The organism is Occallatibacter savannae (assembly GCF_003131205.1).
GTDB classification, from domain to species: Bacteria; Acidobacteriota; Terriglobia; order Terriglobales; family Acidobacteriaceae; genus Telmatobacter; species Telmatobacter savannae.
This window is the reverse complement of sequence record NZ_QFFY01000001.1, coordinates 1,043,292-1,062,992: the sequence shown is the minus strand read 5'-3', so window position 1 is coordinate 1,062,992 and position 19,701 is coordinate 1,043,292. Positions and strand designations below refer to the sequence as shown.

Annotated in this window: 18 protein-coding genes; 12 read left to right on the top strand and 6 right to left on the bottom strand. The window is 59.3% G+C overall.

Annotation, left to right across the window (positions count from 1 at the left end; translation table 11 throughout):
• The first annotated feature begins 1 nt into the window (after nt 1).
• From DHV10_RS04730 to DHV10_RS04720, 3 genes are all read left to right on the top strand, one after another.
• Nucleotides 2-373 (top strand): bactofilin family protein, encoded by a 372-nt coding sequence (locus DHV10_RS04730; protein ID WP_109485116.1) that lies wholly within the window; start codon nt 2-4, stop codon nt 371-373.
• 58 nt (nt 374-431) lie between these two features.
• Nucleotides 432-1,082, top strand: a complete 651-nt coding sequence (locus DHV10_RS04725; protein WP_109485115.1) for a methyltransferase domain-containing protein — start codon at nt 432-434, stop codon at nt 1,080-1,082.
• 85 nt (nt 1,083-1,167) lie between these two features.
• Nucleotides 1,168-1,875, top strand: coding sequence for a metal-dependent hydrolase (locus DHV10_RS04720; protein WP_109485114.1), 708 nt, complete (start codon nt 1,168-1,170; stop codon nt 1,873-1,875).
• A 717-nt stretch (nt 1,876-2,592) separates the two neighbouring features.
• Here the strand turns inward: DHV10_RS04720 and DHV10_RS04710 are convergent.
• The gene (locus tag DHV10_RS04710) at nt 2,593-4,965 is read right to left on the bottom strand and encodes an APC family permease (RefSeq protein WP_109485713.1); all 2,373 of its coding nucleotides are present in this window, start codon (nt 4,963-4,965) and stop codon (nt 2,593-2,595) included.
• Between the two features lie 425 nt (nt 4,966-5,390).
• On the opposite strand from DHV10_RS04710, the gene lnt reads away from it, so the two are divergent.
• From lnt to DHV10_RS04690, 4 genes are all read left to right on the top strand, one after another.
• Nucleotides 5,391-7,058, top strand: coding sequence for an apolipoprotein N-acyltransferase (gene lnt, locus DHV10_RS04705; protein ID WP_162601187.1), 1,668 nt, complete (start codon nt 5,391-5,393; stop codon nt 7,056-7,058).
• Between the two features lie 116 nt (nt 7,059-7,174).
• A protein-coding gene (prfB, locus tag DHV10_RS04700) for a peptide chain release factor 2 (RefSeq protein WP_109485111.1) occupies nt 7,175-8,312 on the top strand; the annotation gives its coding sequence in 2 pieces (ribosomal slippage) (nt 7,175-7,246 and nt 7,248-8,312; 1,137 coding nt in all).
• A 48-nt stretch (nt 8,313-8,360) separates the two neighbouring features.
• Entirely contained in the window at nt 8,361-8,786 is a 426-nt protein-coding gene (locus DHV10_RS04695; RefSeq protein ID WP_204101323.1) for a CoA-binding protein, read from the top strand.
• A 77-nt stretch (nt 8,787-8,863) separates the two neighbouring features.
• Nucleotides 8,864-11,053, top strand: a complete 2,190-nt coding sequence (locus DHV10_RS04690; protein ID WP_109485110.1) for a protein-disulfide reductase DsbD family protein — start codon at nt 8,864-8,866, stop codon at nt 11,051-11,053.
• Nucleotides 11,054-11,080: 27 nt separating this feature from the next.
• Here the strand turns inward: DHV10_RS04690 and DHV10_RS04685 are convergent, their stop codons facing one another.
• Nucleotides 11,081-11,326: a hypothetical protein gene (locus DHV10_RS04685; protein ID WP_109485109.1), complete on the bottom strand. Its 246-nt coding sequence runs from the start codon at nt 11,324-11,326 to the stop codon at nt 11,081-11,083.
• 443 nt (nt 11,327-11,769) lie between these two features.
• Here DHV10_RS04685 and DHV10_RS04680 point away from each other — a divergent pair, with 443 nt between their 5' ends.
• On the top strand, nt 11,770-12,954 hold the full coding sequence (locus DHV10_RS04680) for a WD40/YVTN/BNR-like repeat-containing protein (protein ID WP_109485108.1): 1,185 nt from the start codon (nt 11,770-11,772) through the stop codon (nt 12,952-12,954).
• Between the two features lie 59 nt (nt 12,955-13,013).
• A complete protein-coding gene (locus DHV10_RS04675) occupies nt 13,014-13,328 on the top strand; it encodes a MoaD/ThiS family protein (RefSeq protein ID WP_109485107.1) in 315 nt (104 codons plus the stop codon).
• A gap of 60 nt (nt 13,329-13,388) precedes the next feature.
• On the opposite strand, the gene DHV10_RS04670 is transcribed toward DHV10_RS04675, so the two are convergent.
• The 3 genes from DHV10_RS04670 to DHV10_RS04660 form a co-directional block, all read right to left on the bottom strand.
• Entirely contained in the window at nt 13,389-14,396 is a 1,008-nt protein-coding gene (locus DHV10_RS04670; RefSeq protein ID WP_109485106.1) for an NAD(P)H-dependent glycerol-3-phosphate dehydrogenase, read from the bottom strand.
• A complete protein-coding gene (plsY, locus tag DHV10_RS04665) occupies nt 14,393-15,034 on the bottom strand; it encodes a glycerol-3-phosphate 1-O-acyltransferase PlsY (protein WP_109485105.1) in 642 nt (213 codons plus the stop codon). Before plsY ends, DHV10_RS04670 begins: the two co-directional genes overlap by 4 nt.
• 127 nt (nt 15,035-15,161) lie before the next feature.
• The gene (locus DHV10_RS04660) at nt 15,162-15,782 is read right to left on the bottom strand and encodes a DJ-1/PfpI family protein (RefSeq protein ID WP_109485104.1); all 621 of its coding nucleotides are present in this window, start codon (nt 15,780-15,782) and stop codon (nt 15,162-15,164) included.
• 123 nt (nt 15,783-15,905) lie between these two features.
• Between DHV10_RS04660 and DHV10_RS04655 the strand changes: the two genes are divergently transcribed.
• From DHV10_RS04655 to DHV10_RS04645, 3 genes are all read left to right on the top strand, one after another.
• Entirely contained in the window at nt 15,906-16,850 is a 945-nt protein-coding gene (locus DHV10_RS04655; RefSeq protein ID WP_239461283.1) for a helix-turn-helix transcriptional regulator, read from the top strand.
• A 93-nt stretch (nt 16,851-16,943) separates the two neighbouring features.
• The gene (locus tag DHV10_RS04650; RefSeq protein ID WP_109485102.1) at nt 16,944-17,270 is read left to right on the top strand and encodes a GYD domain-containing protein; all 327 of its coding nucleotides are present in this window, start codon (nt 16,944-16,946) and stop codon (nt 17,268-17,270) included.
• 144 nt (nt 17,271-17,414) lie between these two features.
• A complete protein-coding gene (locus DHV10_RS04645) occupies nt 17,415-18,125 on the top strand; it encodes a hypothetical protein (RefSeq protein WP_109485101.1) in 711 nt (236 codons plus the stop codon).
• Between the two features lie 113 nt (nt 18,126-18,238).
• Here the strand turns inward: DHV10_RS04645 and DHV10_RS04640 are convergent, their stop codons facing one another.
• Nucleotides 18,239-19,180: a catalase family peroxidase gene (locus DHV10_RS04640; protein WP_109485100.1), complete on the bottom strand. Its 942-nt coding sequence runs from the start codon at nt 19,178-19,180 to the stop codon at nt 18,239-18,241.
• Nucleotides 19,181-19,701: the final 521 nt, after the last annotated feature.

Genomic DNA, 19,701 nt, shown 5'->3' with positions numbered 1-19,701 from the left:
CATGGCAACCGATAATGGCGCGGCTCGTATTGGTAAATCCGTTGTGATTCGTGGCGAAGTAAAGGGCGGAGAAGATCTGATTGTCGACGGCCGCATCGAAGGAACCGTTACCCTCACCGAGAGCCGTCTCACCATTGGGCCGAATGCAAACATCGCAGCCGATCTGACGGCACGTGATGTGCTGATCCAAGGCAATGTGCAGGGCAACATCGTCGCCACCGGACGCGTTGAACTGCGTGCCGGCAGCGTGGTTGAAGGCGATGTTCGCGCGCTTCGCCTCGCGATTGAAGACAACGCGGTCTTCCGGGGCAAGGTTGACCTTACGCAGGGCGCCAAGGCTCCTGACGCTGCGTCGGCGGGCGCAAAGGCCTAACAACGGCGCGATACGGGTGCTGCCATAGCGCGAGCACTCGCGGCCAGAGGACTCCAAAGTGATTCGCCGTTGGTTCGACAAGGGGAAAGAAAACGATTCGTCCAGTGGGCATGTTGCCAGCGGCCCGCGCTACCCGCGCCATAGCGGAGCCTGGACCGCGCTGCGCAAACGCCTGCAGGCTGAACCCGGGCTGCGCATTATCGATTCCGGCGCTACATCGCCAACGAACATCAACTACCTGACCAATCTCGGCCACAGCGTGTTTCTCTGTGACCTGGTGACCGAGGCGTGCACGGGCAACTGGCAAACCGGAACCGACGCGAACGATAAGCCGGTCTACGACGTCGAAGGCTACCTCAAGCAGAGCCTCGACTTCGCTGGCAAAATGTACGACATCGTCCTGCTGTGGACCACGCTCGACTATCTACCAGAGCCGTTCGTTCCCGCGGTGGTCGCGCACCTGTATGAATCGCTGAACCCCGGCGGACAGGTGTTGGCGTTCTTCCATACGCGCAAGCAGCCGGAGGAATCGGCGTTCTGCCGCTTCCACGTGACGGAAGGCGACACAGTCGACATGCAGATCGCGCAGCCGTTTCCGATTCAGCGTGTATTCACGAACCGCAGCATTCAGGATCTGTTCAATCAGTGGTCGGGATTTCGTCAATTCCTCGCCAAAGACAGCATCTCGGAAGTCCTGATCACGCGATAGCTAACCGCGCAAGCTTGCTCGCATCCAAATATCTGCGTTTATCATCTGCAGTGAAGTCCAGGGATAAGTCATTTTTGGAGCGAATATGATTTCGTTGAAAGGCACGCGCGTTACATGGCTCGGACATGCTACCGTGCTCGTCCAGACGCCGAAGGGCACCAACATACTGATTGATCCATTCCTTCAGAACAATCCGAAGTATCCCAAGAGTTTCGAGCTGCCTGGGACGATCAATTACATCCTGTTAACGCACGGCCATGGAGACCACATTTCCGACGCGGTTCCGGTTGCGAAGAAGCACAAGTCGAATGTTGCCGCGATCTATGAACTGGCGGCCTACATTGCCAGCCAGGGAGCAGACAAGATCACCGGCTTCAACATTGGCGGAACTGTGCAATTGGACGATGTCGCTGTGACGATGGTGGAGGCGAAACACTCAGCGGGCGCGGAAGGGAAGAACGGCGCGCAATACGCGGGAGTGGCTACTGGCTTTGTTCTGACGATCGCGAACGGGCCGGTACTCTATCACGCGGGCGACACCACCGTGTTCACTGATATGAAGCTCATCAAGGAGCTTTATCATCCGGAACTGGCGATGTTGCCGATCGGCGGGTTCTATACGATGGGACCGAGAGAAGCCGCGCTCGCAGCGCAGTTTATCGAGCCAAAGGCAATTCTGCCCATACATTTCGGAACATTTCCGCCGCTGACAGGGACGCCGGATGAGCTGGATAAGTATTTGAATGGATCGATTGAGGTAATTCGCGTTGCACCCGGCGAATCGATTCAATAGATAGGAAACGGCTGGAATTGTCTCCAGCCGTCGTTCATTAAGCGGCTGGCTAGCTGCCCGAAGCGGCTTTGCGCTGCCGAGCCCAGCGCCGTCTGACTGCCTCTGAAATTCGCTTCCGCCCTTCGGCCGTCAGGTGGCGTTTCTTTCCGTTGTGAAGCGCGCCCGCGCCGTTTCCGTTCGAGCCCTTGGAACCGTTTTTGAGCAATGTACGCGCGCGCTGCAGCTGCGCGATCTCCCTATCGATCTGTGCAAGTATCTCCGCGACCCCCACGAGGCCTCCCTAGTCCCAACGCAGTGATAAGGAGGCTGCGTCGAGTAATTTCGTAGCAATTAGGAATGAGTTGCTGATCTGAAAAGATACCGAACAGTTCAGGCGATGACAAATAAAAAATGGTTCATCTGCGGAGATTAGTCACTAAGTACGATGCTGATGAGACGTGGAGATGTAGGGGCTAGACATGGAACCGACTTAGATCAGCTATAAGATGTCGTCTAGCTTTAAGTTATAAGTTGCGACTTTATGATCGATCTTCCTAGATGAGCGTAGTTCGCATTGGCCTTAAGTAACGTGACCATGATTAAGCTAAGAAGCGGGGAGAGGGTGAAGGGGGCAGGAAACAGCACGACGCCGGGCTAGAGGCGCGCACATCAGGCGGCGGCCCACGAGTGAGTCGTGCAGCTCAAAAAGTTTGCCTAATCAGATTACTTGAGGACGGATCAGACTCCGCGCGGAGCTTTTGCAGCCTGTAGAGCCTGTTCCTGAGCGGCCGTGGATGGGGTTGCGACTCCGGTGAGCTCCTGCCCATTCCCCCGAAGGGTGGGTGCATCCGCTGCGCGGTAGTTCCGCAGATCGCGAAGGATCTCGAGTTTTTCTCGGGCGTATTGTCCGGCCAGCCGGGTAAGCGCGTAGGTGATGATGTCGCTGTGGTGCAGGTCCTGCATGGCCGGATCGCGGCGCATGTTGAGCCAGAGGCGATGAACGAGCTGAACGTCATCGGGGCCAAGAGTGGGTGCATGAGGTCCGATGTAGAAGACCTTAACCTCGCCGTTCTGGCCGACGACGTAGAAGTTGAACTGCCGCTTCGGTTCGGGCAGGTTCTCCCATGCCTGGCCAAGGTGGAAGGCCTGGTCCTCGGCGGTCATCGAAGTCGATTGTCCCGAACAGACGGAGTCGACTTCGAGAGAGTTGGCGCTCTGCACCAGAGCTGCAAAGACATCACCCGCCGGGACTACCAGCAGGGAAATCTTCTTGCCGAAGCTCTCCGCCACCGATACAGCCTTGGTGAAGAGCATCTGTTCGTGCTCACTGAAGCTCTGGTCCTCGGCACTCAAATATTCAGGGCCACCAGCGCCCATCATGCGGACGCTCATGACCACCACGTCGCGATCTTCGGTTTTGGTGCGGCCCAGTACCCACTTGAGCGCGACAGGGTTGGTCGCGTCGCGCATCGTGACCATGATGCCGCCGGGCCGGAGCGCGACCGATTCGCGATCGATGTTGTCCTGATGCTCGAGCTGGAAGTGATCTTTCATCTGCCGGGCGGTGAGCGCGTGTTTGCGGAGGTTTGCGCGCTCGGAGATGGTGAAGATCACGAAAAAAGAGGCCGCGAACATGACGCCAGTGACTGTCGCCACCGATTTGGTGAACAGATTCACCGTGGCAACCGACAGCAGGACGAGGAAGACGCACATCAGACCGAGGGGAATCTCGATCTTGCCAATCTTGAGGTTCGGAGGAACCTTCCAGCCGCGTTCGCCGTGGTACTTCCAGCGAAGCACCAGCATCGCCAGGCTGTTGAAGGTGAACGACCAGATTACGCCGAAGGCATACGCTTCGCCGATGGTGATGACGTCACCGCGCGAAGCGATAATCGTGAACATCTGGAGCGCGAAGACGAGGTTGACGATGCGATAGCTGGTTCCAAATCGAGGGTGCGGCTTGCGGAACCAGTCTGTCAGCACGCCGTCTTCGGCCACGCGCATCAGCACGCCGGTGGATCCGATCATCGAGGTGTTGATGGCGCCGGAGAGAATGAGGAAGCCGACGAATACGACGAAGACGCGGAAAGCCACGCGCCAGAACATCGGTCCGACCATGTACATGGCAAGGCCGGCGATCAGGTTGTTCTGGTAGATCTGCGTCCGGGGGCCGTCGGGGATCAGCATGGATGCCAGAAGGGTCGCGCCGCCGGTGAAGACCAGGCTGTAGATCGCGATGACAATCGCAGCCCGCTTCAGGTTCTTCAGCTTAGGATGCTGGATCTCGCGATTGACCTGCGCAAGGCTCTCTTCACCGCTCATAGCGAGAATGGAGTGGCCGAAGGCCATGATGATGCCGAACAGGCCGAAGATGGGCAGGCCCGAGTTCTTGAGGAAGCCGAGCGCGTCGGGACTGAATCGCAGGTTCGATGGTGTTGGAGGCGGAGGCAGGTGAACGCCCCGTACCATGACGGAGTAGGCGCCCCAGAGGAACAGGATCACCACCATGATAGTGGTGATCTGCATGATGCGGAGGGCCTTGTCGCTGGACTCCTCGATGCCCTTAATGTTTTCCCACCAGTAGTAGATGGTCACCGCCGCCGCGAATACGGCGGAGGTGTAGTTCATGTCGAACTGGAAGGGCTGGCCGTGTGCGTTGATCAGGGCCGGAGGCAGCCAGTGGCTGTTGTTGGCCACCACCAGCAATTCGTTCATGAGGCCTGTGATGTACTGGCCGGCAGACACGCCGGAGATGGGGCCGGTAAGGATGTAGTCGAACATCAGCGCCGAGACGCTCAGCTTCGCAAAGCCGCCGCCTAGCGCCTCTTTGACGACGCGGTACACGCCGCCGCGGGTAAACATGGAGCAGCTTTCGACGTATACGGCGCGTACGGCGAAGCTGAAGAGCATGATACCGAGGATGAACCAGGGAGCTGCGGCGCCGATCGCCTGCTCAGCGATGCCTCCTGCGTAGAAGGCCGACGAACCGAGGTCATTGAGGACGATGGCTGCGGCACGCCAGAAGGAAATGAACGTGAGCATCACGGAGGATGCCACGATGAGCCGGACGCGGTCAGACGGAGGGGCTACGATCGTTCGTGTGGATGCCATTACAAATGCGCCGGCGTGTTTCTGGCGCTGAAAGTACAGAGGGCCCACCCTTCCGTGCGCCCTTGGCTGAGTTTAGTGCTGCTTGATACGCCAGTCAACAAAGAAAGCCAAACCCTTGTAAATGAGATGGAAAAACGAGTGACGTCCCGGTTTATTCACCGCTTCGTTGAAGATGGCTTCGAATCGACCGGCGGAGCGGATATGGAACAACTCCGGCACGTTCGGCGGCGAAAAAGGTCTTCACAAGAAGACGGAGAGCCCGGTTGGCCTGATTCCTGTGCGGAGTGTAAGCATTTACATATAAAGAATTCCTAAGGGAACCGCGATTCCGAGCGCCCATTTAGGCTTCTGCGTCCTGAAGTAGGGCAGGCCGCGGCTTTGCCTCGCGGATGCTTTACACTCCACCCTGTATGCGCTGGGAATCAATGAAGTTGTGGGGAGCGCCAGTTATCTCGGCGGCGCTGCTGGAGCTGCCGTTTCCGATCGCCGGCCCCATGCCGCCCTGGCGCAGTGTGTTCGCATGGTTTGGGCTCGTTCCGCTTCTTTGGGCTTTGCTGAAGCCTGAGACCGTGGATTGCGAGCGGCCTTTTCGCCGGGCGTTTCTGCTTGGTTATCTCTGCGGCGTGCTCTGGTACATGGGCAACTGCTACTGGGTGCGGGATACGATGCTGCACTACGGCGATATGCCGACGGGGGCGCCGACGCTGCTGCTTATGGCGTTCAGCCTTGTGCTGGGGCTGTACTTCGGCCTCTTCGGGCTGGGCTTGATGCTTGTCCGCAAGGCGACAGGCCACCCGCATTTCGCTCTGGTGTTTGCTCCCTTTTTGTGGACAGCGCTGGAGCTCGCCGGTGCGAGGATCACGAGTGTTCCTTGGGATCAACTCGGGTATTCTCAGGTCGATAACGGGATCGTAAATAAGCTGGCACCGTGGACTGGGGTGTATGGGATTACGTTCCTGCTTGTTGGCGCAAACGCGCTGTTGGCTGGGCTGATGCAGGCGGCGGAACGAATGCAGGATCATGTCGCTCGACTTCGTATCCGAAGCTGGCATTTTGTCGTGGTGTTGGGGATTATCTTCCTTGCCAATGGTCACCTGATCCAGTCTCGATCGCAGACTGCCAGCCCAGCCAGCGCCATCCTCCTTCAGCCCAACCTCGACGTAGGAGGCGACAACGAATGGAGCGCGCCCGGCCAATGGGATCAGCACATTGCCGAAATCACTTACCTGACCTCCGCGTCCGGCACCGCGGAGAAGAGTTACATCGCAGGAATTCCGCAGACGGGCGCGGCGCTCGTCCAGTCCACCCCGGCGCATCCCGATCTGATCGTTTGGCCTGAGGCCCCATCTCCATTCGCCGAGAACGATCCACGGTTTCAGAAGGCCATGGCCTCGCTTGCGATCACCGATCAGGCTCCACTCATTGTCGGCGGGATCGGGAGCGACTATTCACAGGATCAACAGCAATGGCTCGACTACAACTCCGCGATGGTTTTCGCGCCGGACGGCCACCGGGTGGGCCGCTACGACAAGATTCACCTTGTGCCATTCGGTGAGTACATTCCGTTCCAGCAGTATCTGACTTTTGCGCATAAACTCACGGGCAAGGTCTCGTCCTTCTCGCGTGGCACAGATCGCAGCACCTTCCGCCTCAACGGCCACCGGTACGGCGTGTTTATCTGCTACGAAGCCGTCTTCGCCGATGAGGTGCGGCATTTCGCGCAACTTGGCGCTGAGGTGCTGGTCAACATCAGCGATGATGGCTGGTACGGCGACACGAGCGCCCCCTGGCAGCACCTGAACATGGTTCGCATGCGCGCCATTGAAAACCGCCGCTGGTTGCTTCGCGCCACCAACAACGGGGTCACGGCCGCGATCGATCCCTACGGCCGCGTTCGGCAGAGCATTCCGCGCCACCAGGAGGACGCGCTGCCTGCGCAGTATGGCTTTCGTGACGACGTCACCTTTTACTCCGCGCATGGTAACGTCTTTGCCTGGCTCTGCGTTCTGGTCTCGGCCGCCATTCTGTTGTGGTGCCTGAAGAGGACAATCCGCAATTTCGTAGAACGTCGCTCTGAGTCCAAAGTCCGCTAGCTCTGCCAAACCGCTCACTCCGCTAATCGCGCTCGCTCCGCTATACTTACCCCAGTGCAGCTGGGGGTCTTAAGCCGGCTCGCCAATTCACCATCAAGTCAGGTCATCAGAGCAAAGTGGCATTAAGCGATCTCGAATACGCCTACGCTCCAGTGCGCGATCAAGTCCGCGACCTGCGGGAGTATCTTTGACCCTGCCCGCCTCCGTAGGGAACTAGCCGACATCGAAACCAAGCTTGCCGACCCTGCCATGTGGTCGAACCCTGCCGCCTCGCAGCCATTGATGCGCGACCGCAAGCGGCTGGAAGAGCTTGTGGCGCGGGACGAAGAGCTCGTCCGCCGGACCAGCGACATCGAGGCTTATTTTGAGTTGGCGCGGGAGGGCGAAGACGTTCTCGCCGACCTCGAGCGGGATATCAAGGCGCTCGGCACATTCACGGAAGAGCTTGAAGCGCGGACGATGCTTTCGGGTGAGACCGATCCCCTCAACGCGATCGTGACGGTTCACCCCGGCGCGGGTGGCACAGAGAGCCAGGACTGGGCTGAGATGCTGATGCGCATGTACCTGCGCTGGGCCGAGCAGCAGGGCTTCAAAACAGAAATGAACGATTACCAGGACGGTGAAGAAGCGGGCATCAAATCGGCCACGTTCACTATCACAGGCGAATACGCGTTCGGTCAGCTCGCCGGCGAGAGCGGAGTGCATCGTCTGGTGCGGATCTCGCCGTTCGATTCAGCCAAGCGCCGCCACACTTCGTTCGCGTCAGTCTTTGTTTCGCCTGAAATCGACGACTCCATCCAGGTCGACATCAAGCAGGAAGATCTGCGCATCGACACATACCGGTCGGGGGGCAAGGGTGGACAGCACGTCAACACCACCGATTCCGCCGTCCGCATAACGCATAATCCGACGGGGATCGTGGTGCAGTGCCAAAACGAGCGCTCGCAGCACAAGAATCGCGAGAAGGCGATGAAGATGCTGCGATCGCGTTTGTACGAATTTGAACTTGAAAAGAAACGTGCTGAGACCAAGAAACTTGAAGATTCAAAGCTCGACATCAACTTCGGTTCGCAGATTCGCTCCTACGTGCTGCAGCCCTACCGTATTGCCAAAGATCACCGGACCAAGGTGGAGGTGGGCGACGTGGACAAAGTTCTTGACGGTTATCTGGAGCCCTTCCTTCGCGGATACCTGCTGGCCAAGCGGCGCGGCACCGCTGTAGCGACGGGCGGCGACGACGAACTCGATGTTTAGCTCTCGGGGCGCACCCGGAATTGAAGACCAACAGCTGACAACTTCCCTATGAATGATCCTGCACTGATCGACGAAATGCTTCGCAAGTCGCAGACAATTGCTGTTGTGGGCATGAGCGACAAGCCCTGGCGCGCCAGCCATAACATAGGACGGTATCTTGTGATGCAGGGCTACCGCGTGCTCCCGGTCAATCCGAAGCTGAAAGAGGTGCACGGGTTGAAGGCGTATCCCGATCTCGAATCGGCGCATGCGGCGGCGAAGGCAGACGGGTCGAGCATCGATCTGGTCGATGTCTTTCGAGCTTCAGACGAGGTTCCGCCCATCGTCGAAGACGTGATCCGGCTCGGCATCCCATACCTTTGGCTTCAGGAAGACGTGATCAACGATCGGGCGATGTCGCGCGCAAGATCTGCAGGGGTGAAAGCCGTGCAGAACGTATGCATCTTCCGCGAACACGCGCAGAGGGTAGGGTGAGTGGTGAGTCTGCGGGATCATTTTGTAACCAAGCACGTTGCGGTCTCGTCGAATAAAGGGGTTCCGATCCAGCACTGATGCGATTTCTACGCACGATCATCGCTCTCGCGTTCGCGTTCACCGCGGCTCTCCCGGGTTTTGCCGCATCTAACTCCGCCGATCTTCCCCATGTCCACGTTCAACTCATTGCGCCTGATGCGCAGTTTCACCCCGGTGCGAACAAAGCGGGACTCTACTTCAAGCTCGAGCCTGGCTGGCATGTGTACTGGAAGAACCCCGGCGATGCGGGCGAACCGCCACGCATCAAGTGGACTCTTTCGCAAGGCGTAAGCGCAGGCGCCCTCCAGTACCCGGTACCGAAACGCCTTCCACTCGGCCCATTGATGGACTTCGGCTATGAGGACGAAGTCGTTTTTCCGTTTCAGGTTGACGTTGCCAGTGCTGCATCCAGCGGCTCCGCCACCCTCCAGGCAAAAGTCAGCTGGCTTGTCTGCCGCGGTAGTTGTATACCCGAGAAGACAGAGCTCGCGATCGTGCGCCCAATCGGGCAGGGAACTGAATCGGCGCAGCCTGATCAGCAGATCTGGGCGCGCCTCGCCGTCAAACTCCCACAAGCACCACCTGCGAATCTGAAGATCGGCTTCGCTCCAACCGCAATTGGCTTTCGCCTCACCGTCATCACAGGACAGAAAGAAGCGGAAGCCTCCTTCTTCCCGTCAAAGCCCGACATCCTCTCCAATCCCGCTCCGCAGAAAGTTACGCCAACCGCAAACGGCCTCACTCTTGATCTGAAGAAGGATGAGACTCTCACCGCCAATCCGAAAGAGTTAACCGGTCTATTCCTTCTCTCCAACAACCGCGCCTACGAGCTGATCGTTCCACTCGGCTCGCCGAAGCCGGCCCAAGCGGCTCCGCCCGAAGCTGCACCAGCTTCAAGCACTGCCTCCGCCGGCCCGAGCGCTGCTGGTTCTTCTAGCTCCGTCAATTCCGTGAAGCCCGCTCAGACGGGTCTCCTTCGGGCAGCAGCGCTCGCTTTTCTCGGTGGGCTGATTCTTAATCTGATGCCCTGTGTTTTCCCGGTCCTCTTCATCAAAGGCCTCTCACTCGTCCAATCCGGTGCAGAAGAGAAGCACAAGCTGAGAACGCATGGTCTCGTGTACACGCTCGGCATTCTTGTTTCGTTCTGGATGCTGGTTGGTGTGCTGCTGGGATTGAGGTCGGCGGGATCGCACCTGGGCTGGGGATTCCAGTTTCAGTCGCCAGTGTTCCTGTCGTTGATGGCCGCGCTGCTGTTCTTCCTTGGGCTTTCCCTTGCCGGTCAGTTTGAAATCGGACTCACCCTCACCGGGGCAGGCGGTTCGCTCGCTGCGAAGCAAGGCTATACCGGCAGCTTCTTTACGGGAGTGCTCGCGGTCATTGTGGCTACGCCGTGCACCGCGCCCTTCATGGGAGTGGCTCTCGGCTACGCGCTCTCGCAAACCGGCATCGTGACATTCGCCGTTTTCACTGCGCTCGCGCTTGGACTCGCGGCGCCTTATCTTGCACTTACGCTTCAGCCCGCGTGGACGCGCATTTTGCCGCGCCCGGGCGCGTGGATGGAAGTGCTGAAACAAGCTGTTTCAGTTCCTATCTTCGGCACGGTGATCTGGCTGGCCTGGGTCATCGCGAATGCTTATGGCGCAGCAATGTTGGCTGCTTTGCTTTGCAGTTTTCTGCTGTTGGCGATTGCAGGATGGTTTCTGGGGCGATGGCCCGCAAAGGCGTGGTCGACCTGGATCGCCGGTTTGGTCGTGATCACGGTGGTGTGGGTCTGCGTGGTGGCGCCGCGCGAACTGACACCATCAACCTCGAATTCGAGTGTCAATGCGGTGGCCTCAAAGACCGGTGAAGGCTGGCAGCCGTGGTCTGCCGAGGGCGTTACGCGTTACCAATCCCAGGGCCGTCCCATCTTCGTCGACTTCACCGCAAGCTGGTGTCTCTCTTGTCAGGTGAACGAGCGCGTTGCCCTCGGCAAGCCGGAGGTTCAGAAAGCCTTCGCCGATTCCAACGTCGTTCTCATGCGCGCCGACTGGACTCGCTATGACGACAGCATCACACGCGTCCTGAACAGCTTTGGCCGCAGCGGGGTGCCAACTTACGCACTGTATGTTCCGGGAGAGAGCCAGCCGCGTCTTCTTCCGGAAGTGCTCACTCCGGGAATTGTCACAGACGCCCTCGCGCAGCTTCCGCACGGTTCAACGCAGAGCAGCGCGTCCAACGCGCACTAGTCAGTACCTTTGTGAAGGCGGGCGCGATTACCAGGTGAAGTAGTGCCGTCCCATTGCTCTCAGGCTCGGGTGCAGCGGCAGGTCATAGCGCGACTCGACTTCGTACCGCGGAATCCCGCAAGCTTCTTCCGCGTAAGTCATGATCTGCCGCGCGTTGGTCCTGTCCATCAGACGCAGGTTGGTCATCACCGGCACAGGGCGAGACTCTGGTCCGCGGCGCAGGCTACTTTCGAACTGCTGCTGATACGTGTTCTCGTTCCAATCCGGTTTCATGATTGTCTCCACTCTGCTGCGGCGCGTAGCTCACGCCGTCCTGCCTATGTTGAATGCAAAGCGATCGCCAAAGTCATCGAGCACAACCGTCGAGCTCTGAGTGATGGAACGGAAACGGGTTAGGGAAAGTTCCATCTATCGCTACGATTCATCTGCAGGCGAGGAGACGAAGTTAAGTGACGAAATCTCGTCGCACGGTGACACTATTTAGTCACTTCCCGACGTCGTATGCGACGAACTTCAACGCGCGACCTTCTGCTGCCCGCCTGAGTCGCGTTTGCGAAATGGGTGAAGATCTCCTAACCGGGTGAGCCGCGTGCTCTGCCGTCTCGTCACTTTTGCACAGAATTCATGTTGATGCGTCGGGATGGGATGGGGAAGAATTTCTAGGCACCCGCGAGATCTCAAATGCACTTACTGAAGCGGGCGGAGGTCTGAGGTCGATGAGCAAGGTTCGTGTGCTGGTGGGAACGCGGAAGGGTGCGTTCATTCTGTCGTCGGATGGGAAGCGGGAGAACTGGGATGTGAGCGGGCCCTTCTTTGCAGGGTGGGAGATTTACCACATGAAGGGATCGCCGGTGAACCCGGAGCGAGTGTATGTTTCACAGACCAGCGCATGGTTCGGACAGCTGTTTCAGGCTTCAGACGATGGCGGGAAGACGTGGTATCAGCCGGGAGTGAAGCCTGACGATCCGAATGCGCAACCACAGTGGCCGCCGGTGAAGAGTAACCGGTTCGTGTATGACTCGTCGGAAGAGACAGGCAAGCCGCTGACAACGCATCAGTGGTACGACGGCACGCAGCATCCGTGGGAGTTCAAGCGCGTATGGCACGTCGAGCCCTCGTTGACGGATCCGAACACGGTCTACGCAGGCGTGGAAGATGCGGCGATTTTCAAGTCGACGGATGGCGGGGCGAACTGGAACGAGATGCCGGGGTTGCGTGGTCACGGGACCGGGCCGAAGTGGCAGCCGGGCGCTGGCGGAATGTGCCTGCACACCATCATTCTCGATCCCAAGAATCCGGACCGGATGTTCATCGCGATTTCGGCGGCGGGTGCGTTCCGGACGGATGACGGCGGGAAGACGTGGAAACCGATCAACAAGGGATTGAAGTCGCAGTTCATTCCTGATCCCAATGCAGAGGTGGGACACTGCGTGCACCACATTGCGATGAATCCCGACCGGCCGAATACGTTGTTCATGCAGAAACACTGGGATGTGATGAGGTCGGATGATGCGGGTGACAGCTGGACCGAAGTGAGCGGAAACCTGCCGACGGACTTCGGGTTCGTCATCGATGTCAATTCGAACGAGCCGGAGACGGTCTATGTGGTGCCGATCAAAAGCGATTCGGAACACTTTCCGCTGGAGGGGAAGCTGCGCGTATATCGCAGCAAAACCGGCGGGAACGAGTGGGAAGAGCTCGCGAAGGGCTTGCCCGAGAAGGACTGCTACGTAAACGTGCTGCGTGACGCGATGGCCGTGGACAGGCTGGATAAGTGCGGCGTGTACTTCGGCACGACCGGCGGACAGGTGTATGTGTCACCGGATGGTGGAGACACGTGGAAGGCGATTGTGCACGATCTGCCGGCGGTGTTGTCGGTTGAGGTGCAGACGATCCCTTGAATGCTGAGTCCTCACCCAGGTCTCAGAATCGAGACCTGGGGCACCCGACCTGGAGAGCAATGTCCATATCCGTGAACAACGTGCGCGTACAAATCCCTTACCACCTGCGCAATCTGGCGCGGGTGGAGGGGGAGCTTGTGCTTGAAGTGGCGGGGCGGGTGACAATCAAGTCGGTGCTGGATGCGCTGGAGCGGCGTTATCCGATGCTGTGCGGGACGATCCGCGAGCATGACACGCTCAAGCGGCGGGCATTCCTCAGGTTCTTCGCGTGCGAGGAGGATCTGTCGCATCAATCGGCGGATCTGGAACTGCCGGCGGCCGTTGCATCGGGCAAGGAGCCGTTCCTGATTATCGGGGCGATTGCGGGCGGGTGAGTTTGTCCAGATGCTCCCCGGCTCCAAATGCGACGGACCAGGGGCACCCTTAAAGAGAACTTAGTGTTCGCCTCTGCCGGGGCGGAGCATTAGCTCGCGAATGGCTTCGCGCGGGTCTTTGCCTTGTTCAAGGATGAGTTCCATCTGTTCTGTGATGGGCATCTCGATGTTGCGTTCGCGGGCTAGTTCGAGGGCTGCGCGCGTGGTGAGAACGCCTTCAGCGACCTTTCCGCCCAAGCTCTCCAGGATTTCGGGAAGCTTGCGGCCCTGCCCGAGAGCCTGGCCGACGGTGCGATTGCGCGAGAGAGAGCCGGTGCAGGTGAGTACGAGGTCGCCGACACCGCTGAGTCCGGCGAGCGTCTGGGGATTGCCGCCGCAAGCCACGGCGAGGCGTGTCATTTCTGCGATACCGCGGGTGATGAGTGCGGCGGTGGAGTTGTGGCCGAGACCGACTCCGACGGCGATTCCGGCGGCGATGGCGATTACGTTTTTGAGAGCGCCGCCAAGTTCGACTCCGATGACGTCGCTGGAAGTGTAGAGGCGAAGCGTCTCGGAACTGAATTCCTGCTGAATGAAATGGGCCACCTGGAAGTCGCTGAACGCTACCGTGACGGCGGTTGGCTGTCCCTGCGCCACTTCGAGGGCAAAACTGGGACCTGAAAAGGCGCCGATGGAGACCAGTGTTCCGACTGGTTCGAGCACGCTGGAGATCACCTGTGTCATGCGGAGATGCGTGCCTTTTTCGACGCCCTTGGTCGCGCTGACGATGAACTGGCCGTTGTGGATCTGAGCCTTGACGCGCTGCAGCGTTGAGCGAAGGAATTCCGACGGTATGACGGAGACGATGATCTGCGCTTCGGAGATGGCAGCGGGATCGGCAGTGACGGCGAGATCTGAGGGCAGCGGAAATCCGGGGAGAAACAGGGTATTTTCGCGCGCGGCATCGATGGTGTTCGCTTCCTGCTCGCTATGCGCCCAGAGCGTGACTTCATGGCCAGCGCGGCGGCAAAGGGAGAGTGCGATCGCTGTGCCCCAGGCTCCTGCGCCAAGAACGACGATTCGGCTCATGCGGGTTTTCTCTCCTGAGTGCGCGAGCCGAAACGGTTTTCGGTGCCCGAGAGGAGGCGGCGAACGTTGGCGTGGTGTTTGATGATGATGAGTGCCGCCACGATGATCTGCGCGGCGATGAAGAACGCCGGCCTGTCGCCGTGAACCAGGAAGTACGCGAAGATTGGAAAACTTCCTGCGCCGACGATCGAAGCTAGTGAGACATAGCGGCTGAGCATGAGCACGATAAAGAAAAGTGTGATGGAGGAGAGAGCGGCCCAGGGCGCTGCCACGAGGAAGACGCCGAATCCGGTGGCGACGCCTTTCCCTCCGCGGAAGCGCAGCCAGACGGGGAACATATGTCCGAGAACGGCGACGACCGCGGCGAGAGCCTCGACGTTGCGCGGGGCCCATTCTGGGATGTTTGGAGCGACGTAAGCGGCCAGGGCGACTGCTGCAGCGCCTTTGATCACGTCGAGCGCAAAGGTCGCGGCGCCCAGCCCTTTGCCTCCGGAGCGCATGACGTTCGTTGCGCCGATGTTGCCGCTGCCAACGGAGCGGATGTCCTGATTGCGAAAGAGTCTGACCAGCAGGTACCCGACGGGGATGGACCCGAGCAGATACGAGGCAAGGACGAGCAGACTGATTGCCAGGAGCATGACAAAACAGAGTTTAGCAGGAAATCCGGAAGGGAAATGAGACGCGCGCGAGGTTATCGAACGTAGCCGCGCTTTGCCCATTTTGGGCGGGTGGCGCGGCCTCCTCGGAATCTAAGTGTGGAACTGATCAGGCGGCGCAGTTCGCGAGCTGCTGATAGCGGGTTGCGCTGCCAAATTTATGGAGCGAATACCATGCTGCAAGAGCAGACGGAGTGTAGAGGTCGAGGGTCTTGAAGATTTCCCGCGCGAACTCAAGCGGGTTGAGGCCTGACGCGGTGATCACGCCCTCATCGGCGATCGCGGGTATATCGCAGTAGAACTTTTCGCCGCGATAGCCGGAAGCGATCAGGTAATCCCGCGAGTTGCTGGTGTGGTGATGGTCGTCGAGCATGCCTGCGCGAGCAAGGGCGAAGGTGGCACCGCAGATGGCGGCGACTGGAATGCACTTAATGAAAAAGGATCGAGCTACATCGATCGCTGCCATGTTGGCGTGTGTCTCCCAAGTTTCACCGCCGGGAAGGATCAGCATGGCGGCATGGTTCGTTTCGATGTCGGAGAGCGTGATATCGGGAACGACGCGCAGGCCGCTCATGGTGACAACCGGCTTTCGGGCAGCGCCCACCGTGATGAGACGATAGCGATCCGGGGACTTCTGATCGCGCGGATTGCTGATTCCGGCAGCGGCAAAAGAGGTTTCCCAATCGGCCATGGTGTCGAAGACGAAGAGATAGACGTTGCGAGCGGACATTCCGGACGACCTCCAGCTGACAAAACAATCTTCGCTCGGCGAATATGACAAAGAGTGTCATATTTGATGTGAGAAGTTTGAATTGTTGAGGAAAATGCCCCAGCCATGAAAGCGGATCGATTGATGTCAGTGCTGTTGCTGCTGCAAGCGCGCGGGCAGGTGACTGAACGTGAACTGGCGGAGCAACTGGAGGTCTCGCAGCGAACGATCCATCGCGATCTGGAAGCTCTGAGCGCCGCACGCATTCCGGTTTCGGCTGTTCGAGGAGCTCAGGGAGGCTGGCAACTGGAGAAGGGCTGGCGGACGCAGGTGCCAAGCCTCGATGAAGCCGAGTTGCGTGCGCTGCTGATGGCGCAGCCTCGGAGCCTGGGCAATCCGCGGATGGCTGCGGCGGCACAGAGTGCGTTGAACAAGCTGATGGCCGCGATGCCTGACTCCATGAAGGCGAAGGCGGCGCACATGCAGCAGCGGCTCCATGTCGATCCGACTGGGTGGCGCGATACGGGCGAGGACATCTCGATGCTGGCCGCGGTGCAAGAGGGGGTCTCGCGGGACCGGAAGCTGACGTTTGAATACACGAAGGCGGACGGAGAGGAGTCGAGCCGGACGGTGGATCCGCTGGGGCTGGTGTCGAAGGGCCTGAGCTGGTACCTGGTGGCGCGCACCGCCAAAGGGATGCGAACATTCCGCGTGTCGCGTATGCGCAAGGTGACGTTGCTGGCGGTCCAGTTTGAGCGGCCGGCGCGATTCGATCTGGCGGAGCACTGGAAGGCGGCGACGGCGGAACTGGATCGGAAAAGGGCAAGTTTCCGAACCGTGCTTTCGCTGAAGCCGGAGAGCGTGCGACGGATCCAGTCGTGGTGCGTGACACGTGAGGCATCGCGGGAGTGGGCGAAGCGAACTGGAGAGGGGCGAGTAGCGCTCGAGGTGGACTTCGACGACGAGGGGATGGCGCGATTTTTCGTTCTGGGCATGGGTGCTTCCGTACGAGTGCTGGAGCCCGCAGGGCTGAAAGAATGGGTGGCGCACGAGGCGCGAGAAGTAAACGCCGGCCTCGCTTTGGCGTGACGAGATTTCAATATCCGCAGCGGGATGTCAGGCGTATACTTCGTGCGCTCCCCCAAAATCAATGACAGGTTCGCGTGAAAGGACGGAGAGATCATGCCCAGTTATCTCGTGCAGGTTTCGTACAACTCAGAGGCAGTGGCGGCGCTGGCAAAAAAGCCGCAAGATCGGACAGCGGTGGTCGGCAAGGTAGTGGAGAAGCTTGGAGGTTCGCTCAAGGGCGCGTGGCTGTGCTTCGGCGACTACGATACGGTGGTTGTTGTGGATCTGCCGGACAATGTGAGCGCGGCGGCGTTTGCGATGGCGATCAGCGCGGGCGGATCGTGCAAGACGGTGAAGACAACTCCGTTGATGTCGGTTGAAGAAGGGCAGGCGGCAATGAAGAAGGCGGGTGGGGCCGGGTACAAGCCTGTAGCGAAGTAACGCAAGTGCCGAACATCCTGGCCGGCAAAGGCAGAAGCGCTTTGCCGGCCTCGGTATAGAGTTTCTATCGCGATTACTCATCGCTCTTCGCTTTCCTTTCGACGGTCTTTGACGTCTCGCCATCGTCTTTGAAAAACTCGCCACATGCGATACAGCGGCAGGATTGAATATGCGGACGCCCGCAAGATGCGCACCCGCAACAAGGGTTATTACCGCGTTCTTCACTGGCCCATCTGGATCTGGGTCTTTTTTCTCGCGCCGGGTCCGCTGGTCTTCAGCCTGTTTGCGCACGGATTCAGCAAGGCCAACGGGGCTTGGCTGGCGCTTGTGCTGATCGGCACGGGAATCGCAGGACTTCGGGGCCAGCTTCCGGGCTGCGAACCTGCGCCGTACATCCTTCGCTTCGATGAGGATCGACCGAATCCGCTCTACCGCAAGGTCTGCTATACCTTCGCCTGGAACGCGGTGCTGAACTTCGCCCTGCTCAATCTCACGGGACTGATGATCGCCGTCATCACAGGCGTGTGGACGATGAAGCAGCTTTACCAGTATGTCTATTTCCCGCTGGCGATCTTCATTCTGCTGCTCGGAGCTTTCGGCAAGCTGCCGCGCGTGGGCAGGTCGACGAAAGGCGAGGGTATCGAGCGCCGCTACTTCTACGGCTCGGTCTGGGCTGTGACGACGGCACAGACAGTTCTGCTGGTTCTCTGGAAGACGCTGCCGCTGACGCGTACCGGCAGTCTGATCAAGCTGGTCATCTATGCCGGACTGCTGTTCCTGATGGGATCATTTGCCTACAACGGTGCGCTGCCGCGCACGCGGCCGATTCTGCCGGGTGAAGTGATGGTCGACTAAGAGAGCAGAGAAACAGAGAACAGAGACCAGAACCATCTTGTTCCCACCCTAAACCGCAAAAGCGCGGTTTAGGATGGGGCACCCACGATGTTGGGTTGAACAGAAGAGCGCTGTCAGGCTTTGGCGGCGCGGCGTTCGCGGCCGCTGAGCAGGTAGATGGCGGCGCGGAGCTCGAGGAGCGGGTCGGCGGAGGGCTCGATGCCGTCGACGCGGGGGATGGGATCGAAGATGATGTGCTTCTGCTGCACGAGGCTGTCGGGCAGAACACTGGTGAGCTCGACGGTTCCGAATTCGACGAGCTCGCGATCTTCGGGCCAGTGGATGGTGGCGTCGTCGGTGACGTCGCCGGGCGCGGCGATCTGAACGTAGATCTTGAAGCGCACAGGCGACTGCTTCACGCGATGCTCGAGCTCTTCATAGTGATGATTTTCGCGGACGATCTCTTCGCCGGAGATGTAGTCATTGCCGGCTTCCGGAACGATGCGATAGCGGCCGTAGCGCGTTTCTCCTGCCGCGTTGGTGAACTTGAATGCGGTGACGCCGAAGTAGGTGTCGCGGGCCAGGCTCGATGGGAAGGGCTTGGGTGTCTGCACGAAGCGGAGCGCGGCGGGATGCGTGCCGAGGAACTGCTCGATCGGTTTGGGCGAAGGGACTTCAGGGCCGCTGGCTGCTGCGGCGCGAAGGAATTCGAGAAACTCATAGCCGTCCCGGGTAGGGAAGCCGTCGGTAGAGTGGCTGACGATGTCCGTGTGAACGTGGTCGGCGAGGTTGAAGCGGATGGCGAGACCACGCGGGTTGGCGTCGGGCTTGCTGTCGGGCATCTCGGGAATGCCGGTGGAGTTTGAGAAGCGCGCGGTGACGGGCGTGGATTCGCGCTGGATATGCTGAGCACTGGTGAGAGACTTCGCAGCCGCTGCGGGCTTGAAGGTTCCGCTGAGCATGAGTCCTTTGGCGTGCGCGGGGCGGAAGCCGGGGTGCGGTCCGAAGATCTTGTGGAACTGGGCGAGGAGGTCGTTGGCAAGTGCAACTACACGGTCGTCGTTGGGCAGAGGCATTGGGGAAGTCTCCGTTCTTTTCGGCTGATGGAGTTGAGGCCGTAGTACAGAAGATACATGTGCGGGATGAGTGGACTCGTGAAAATCAGGCCGGCTCTCTCGGATACGGAGCGTACTTCCTGTGTGACGAAAATTGAAGAACGGGAAGAGTATCTAGGTCGACGAGAGCAAGTGTCACCAGGCGCTTCGTGTCTAAGTCTTTGATCGGGGGCATATTTCCTAAGGCTGGGGGCGCTCAGCTGCGGAACCCATCCCCTATTTGCGTTTTTATTTCTGCGTACTTTTCTGTCTTATTCCTCTGCGGGAGCGGGTTAGGTGCGGATCGAGATTGTATTTGATTCGGATGTTCCCCTTTCTTCCACCTGCGCTGAAGCTCCGGCGCGACAAGCCGCCTGCCGGAAGGCTTCGGCGCCAAGCTGCATTCCCCAACACTTCGGTGTGACAAGCGGGTTCGTGAAGAGCGAAGTTTGATCATGAGACTAGTGTGCGCTTTTGCGTGCACTGAAACTGCAAAATGGGCG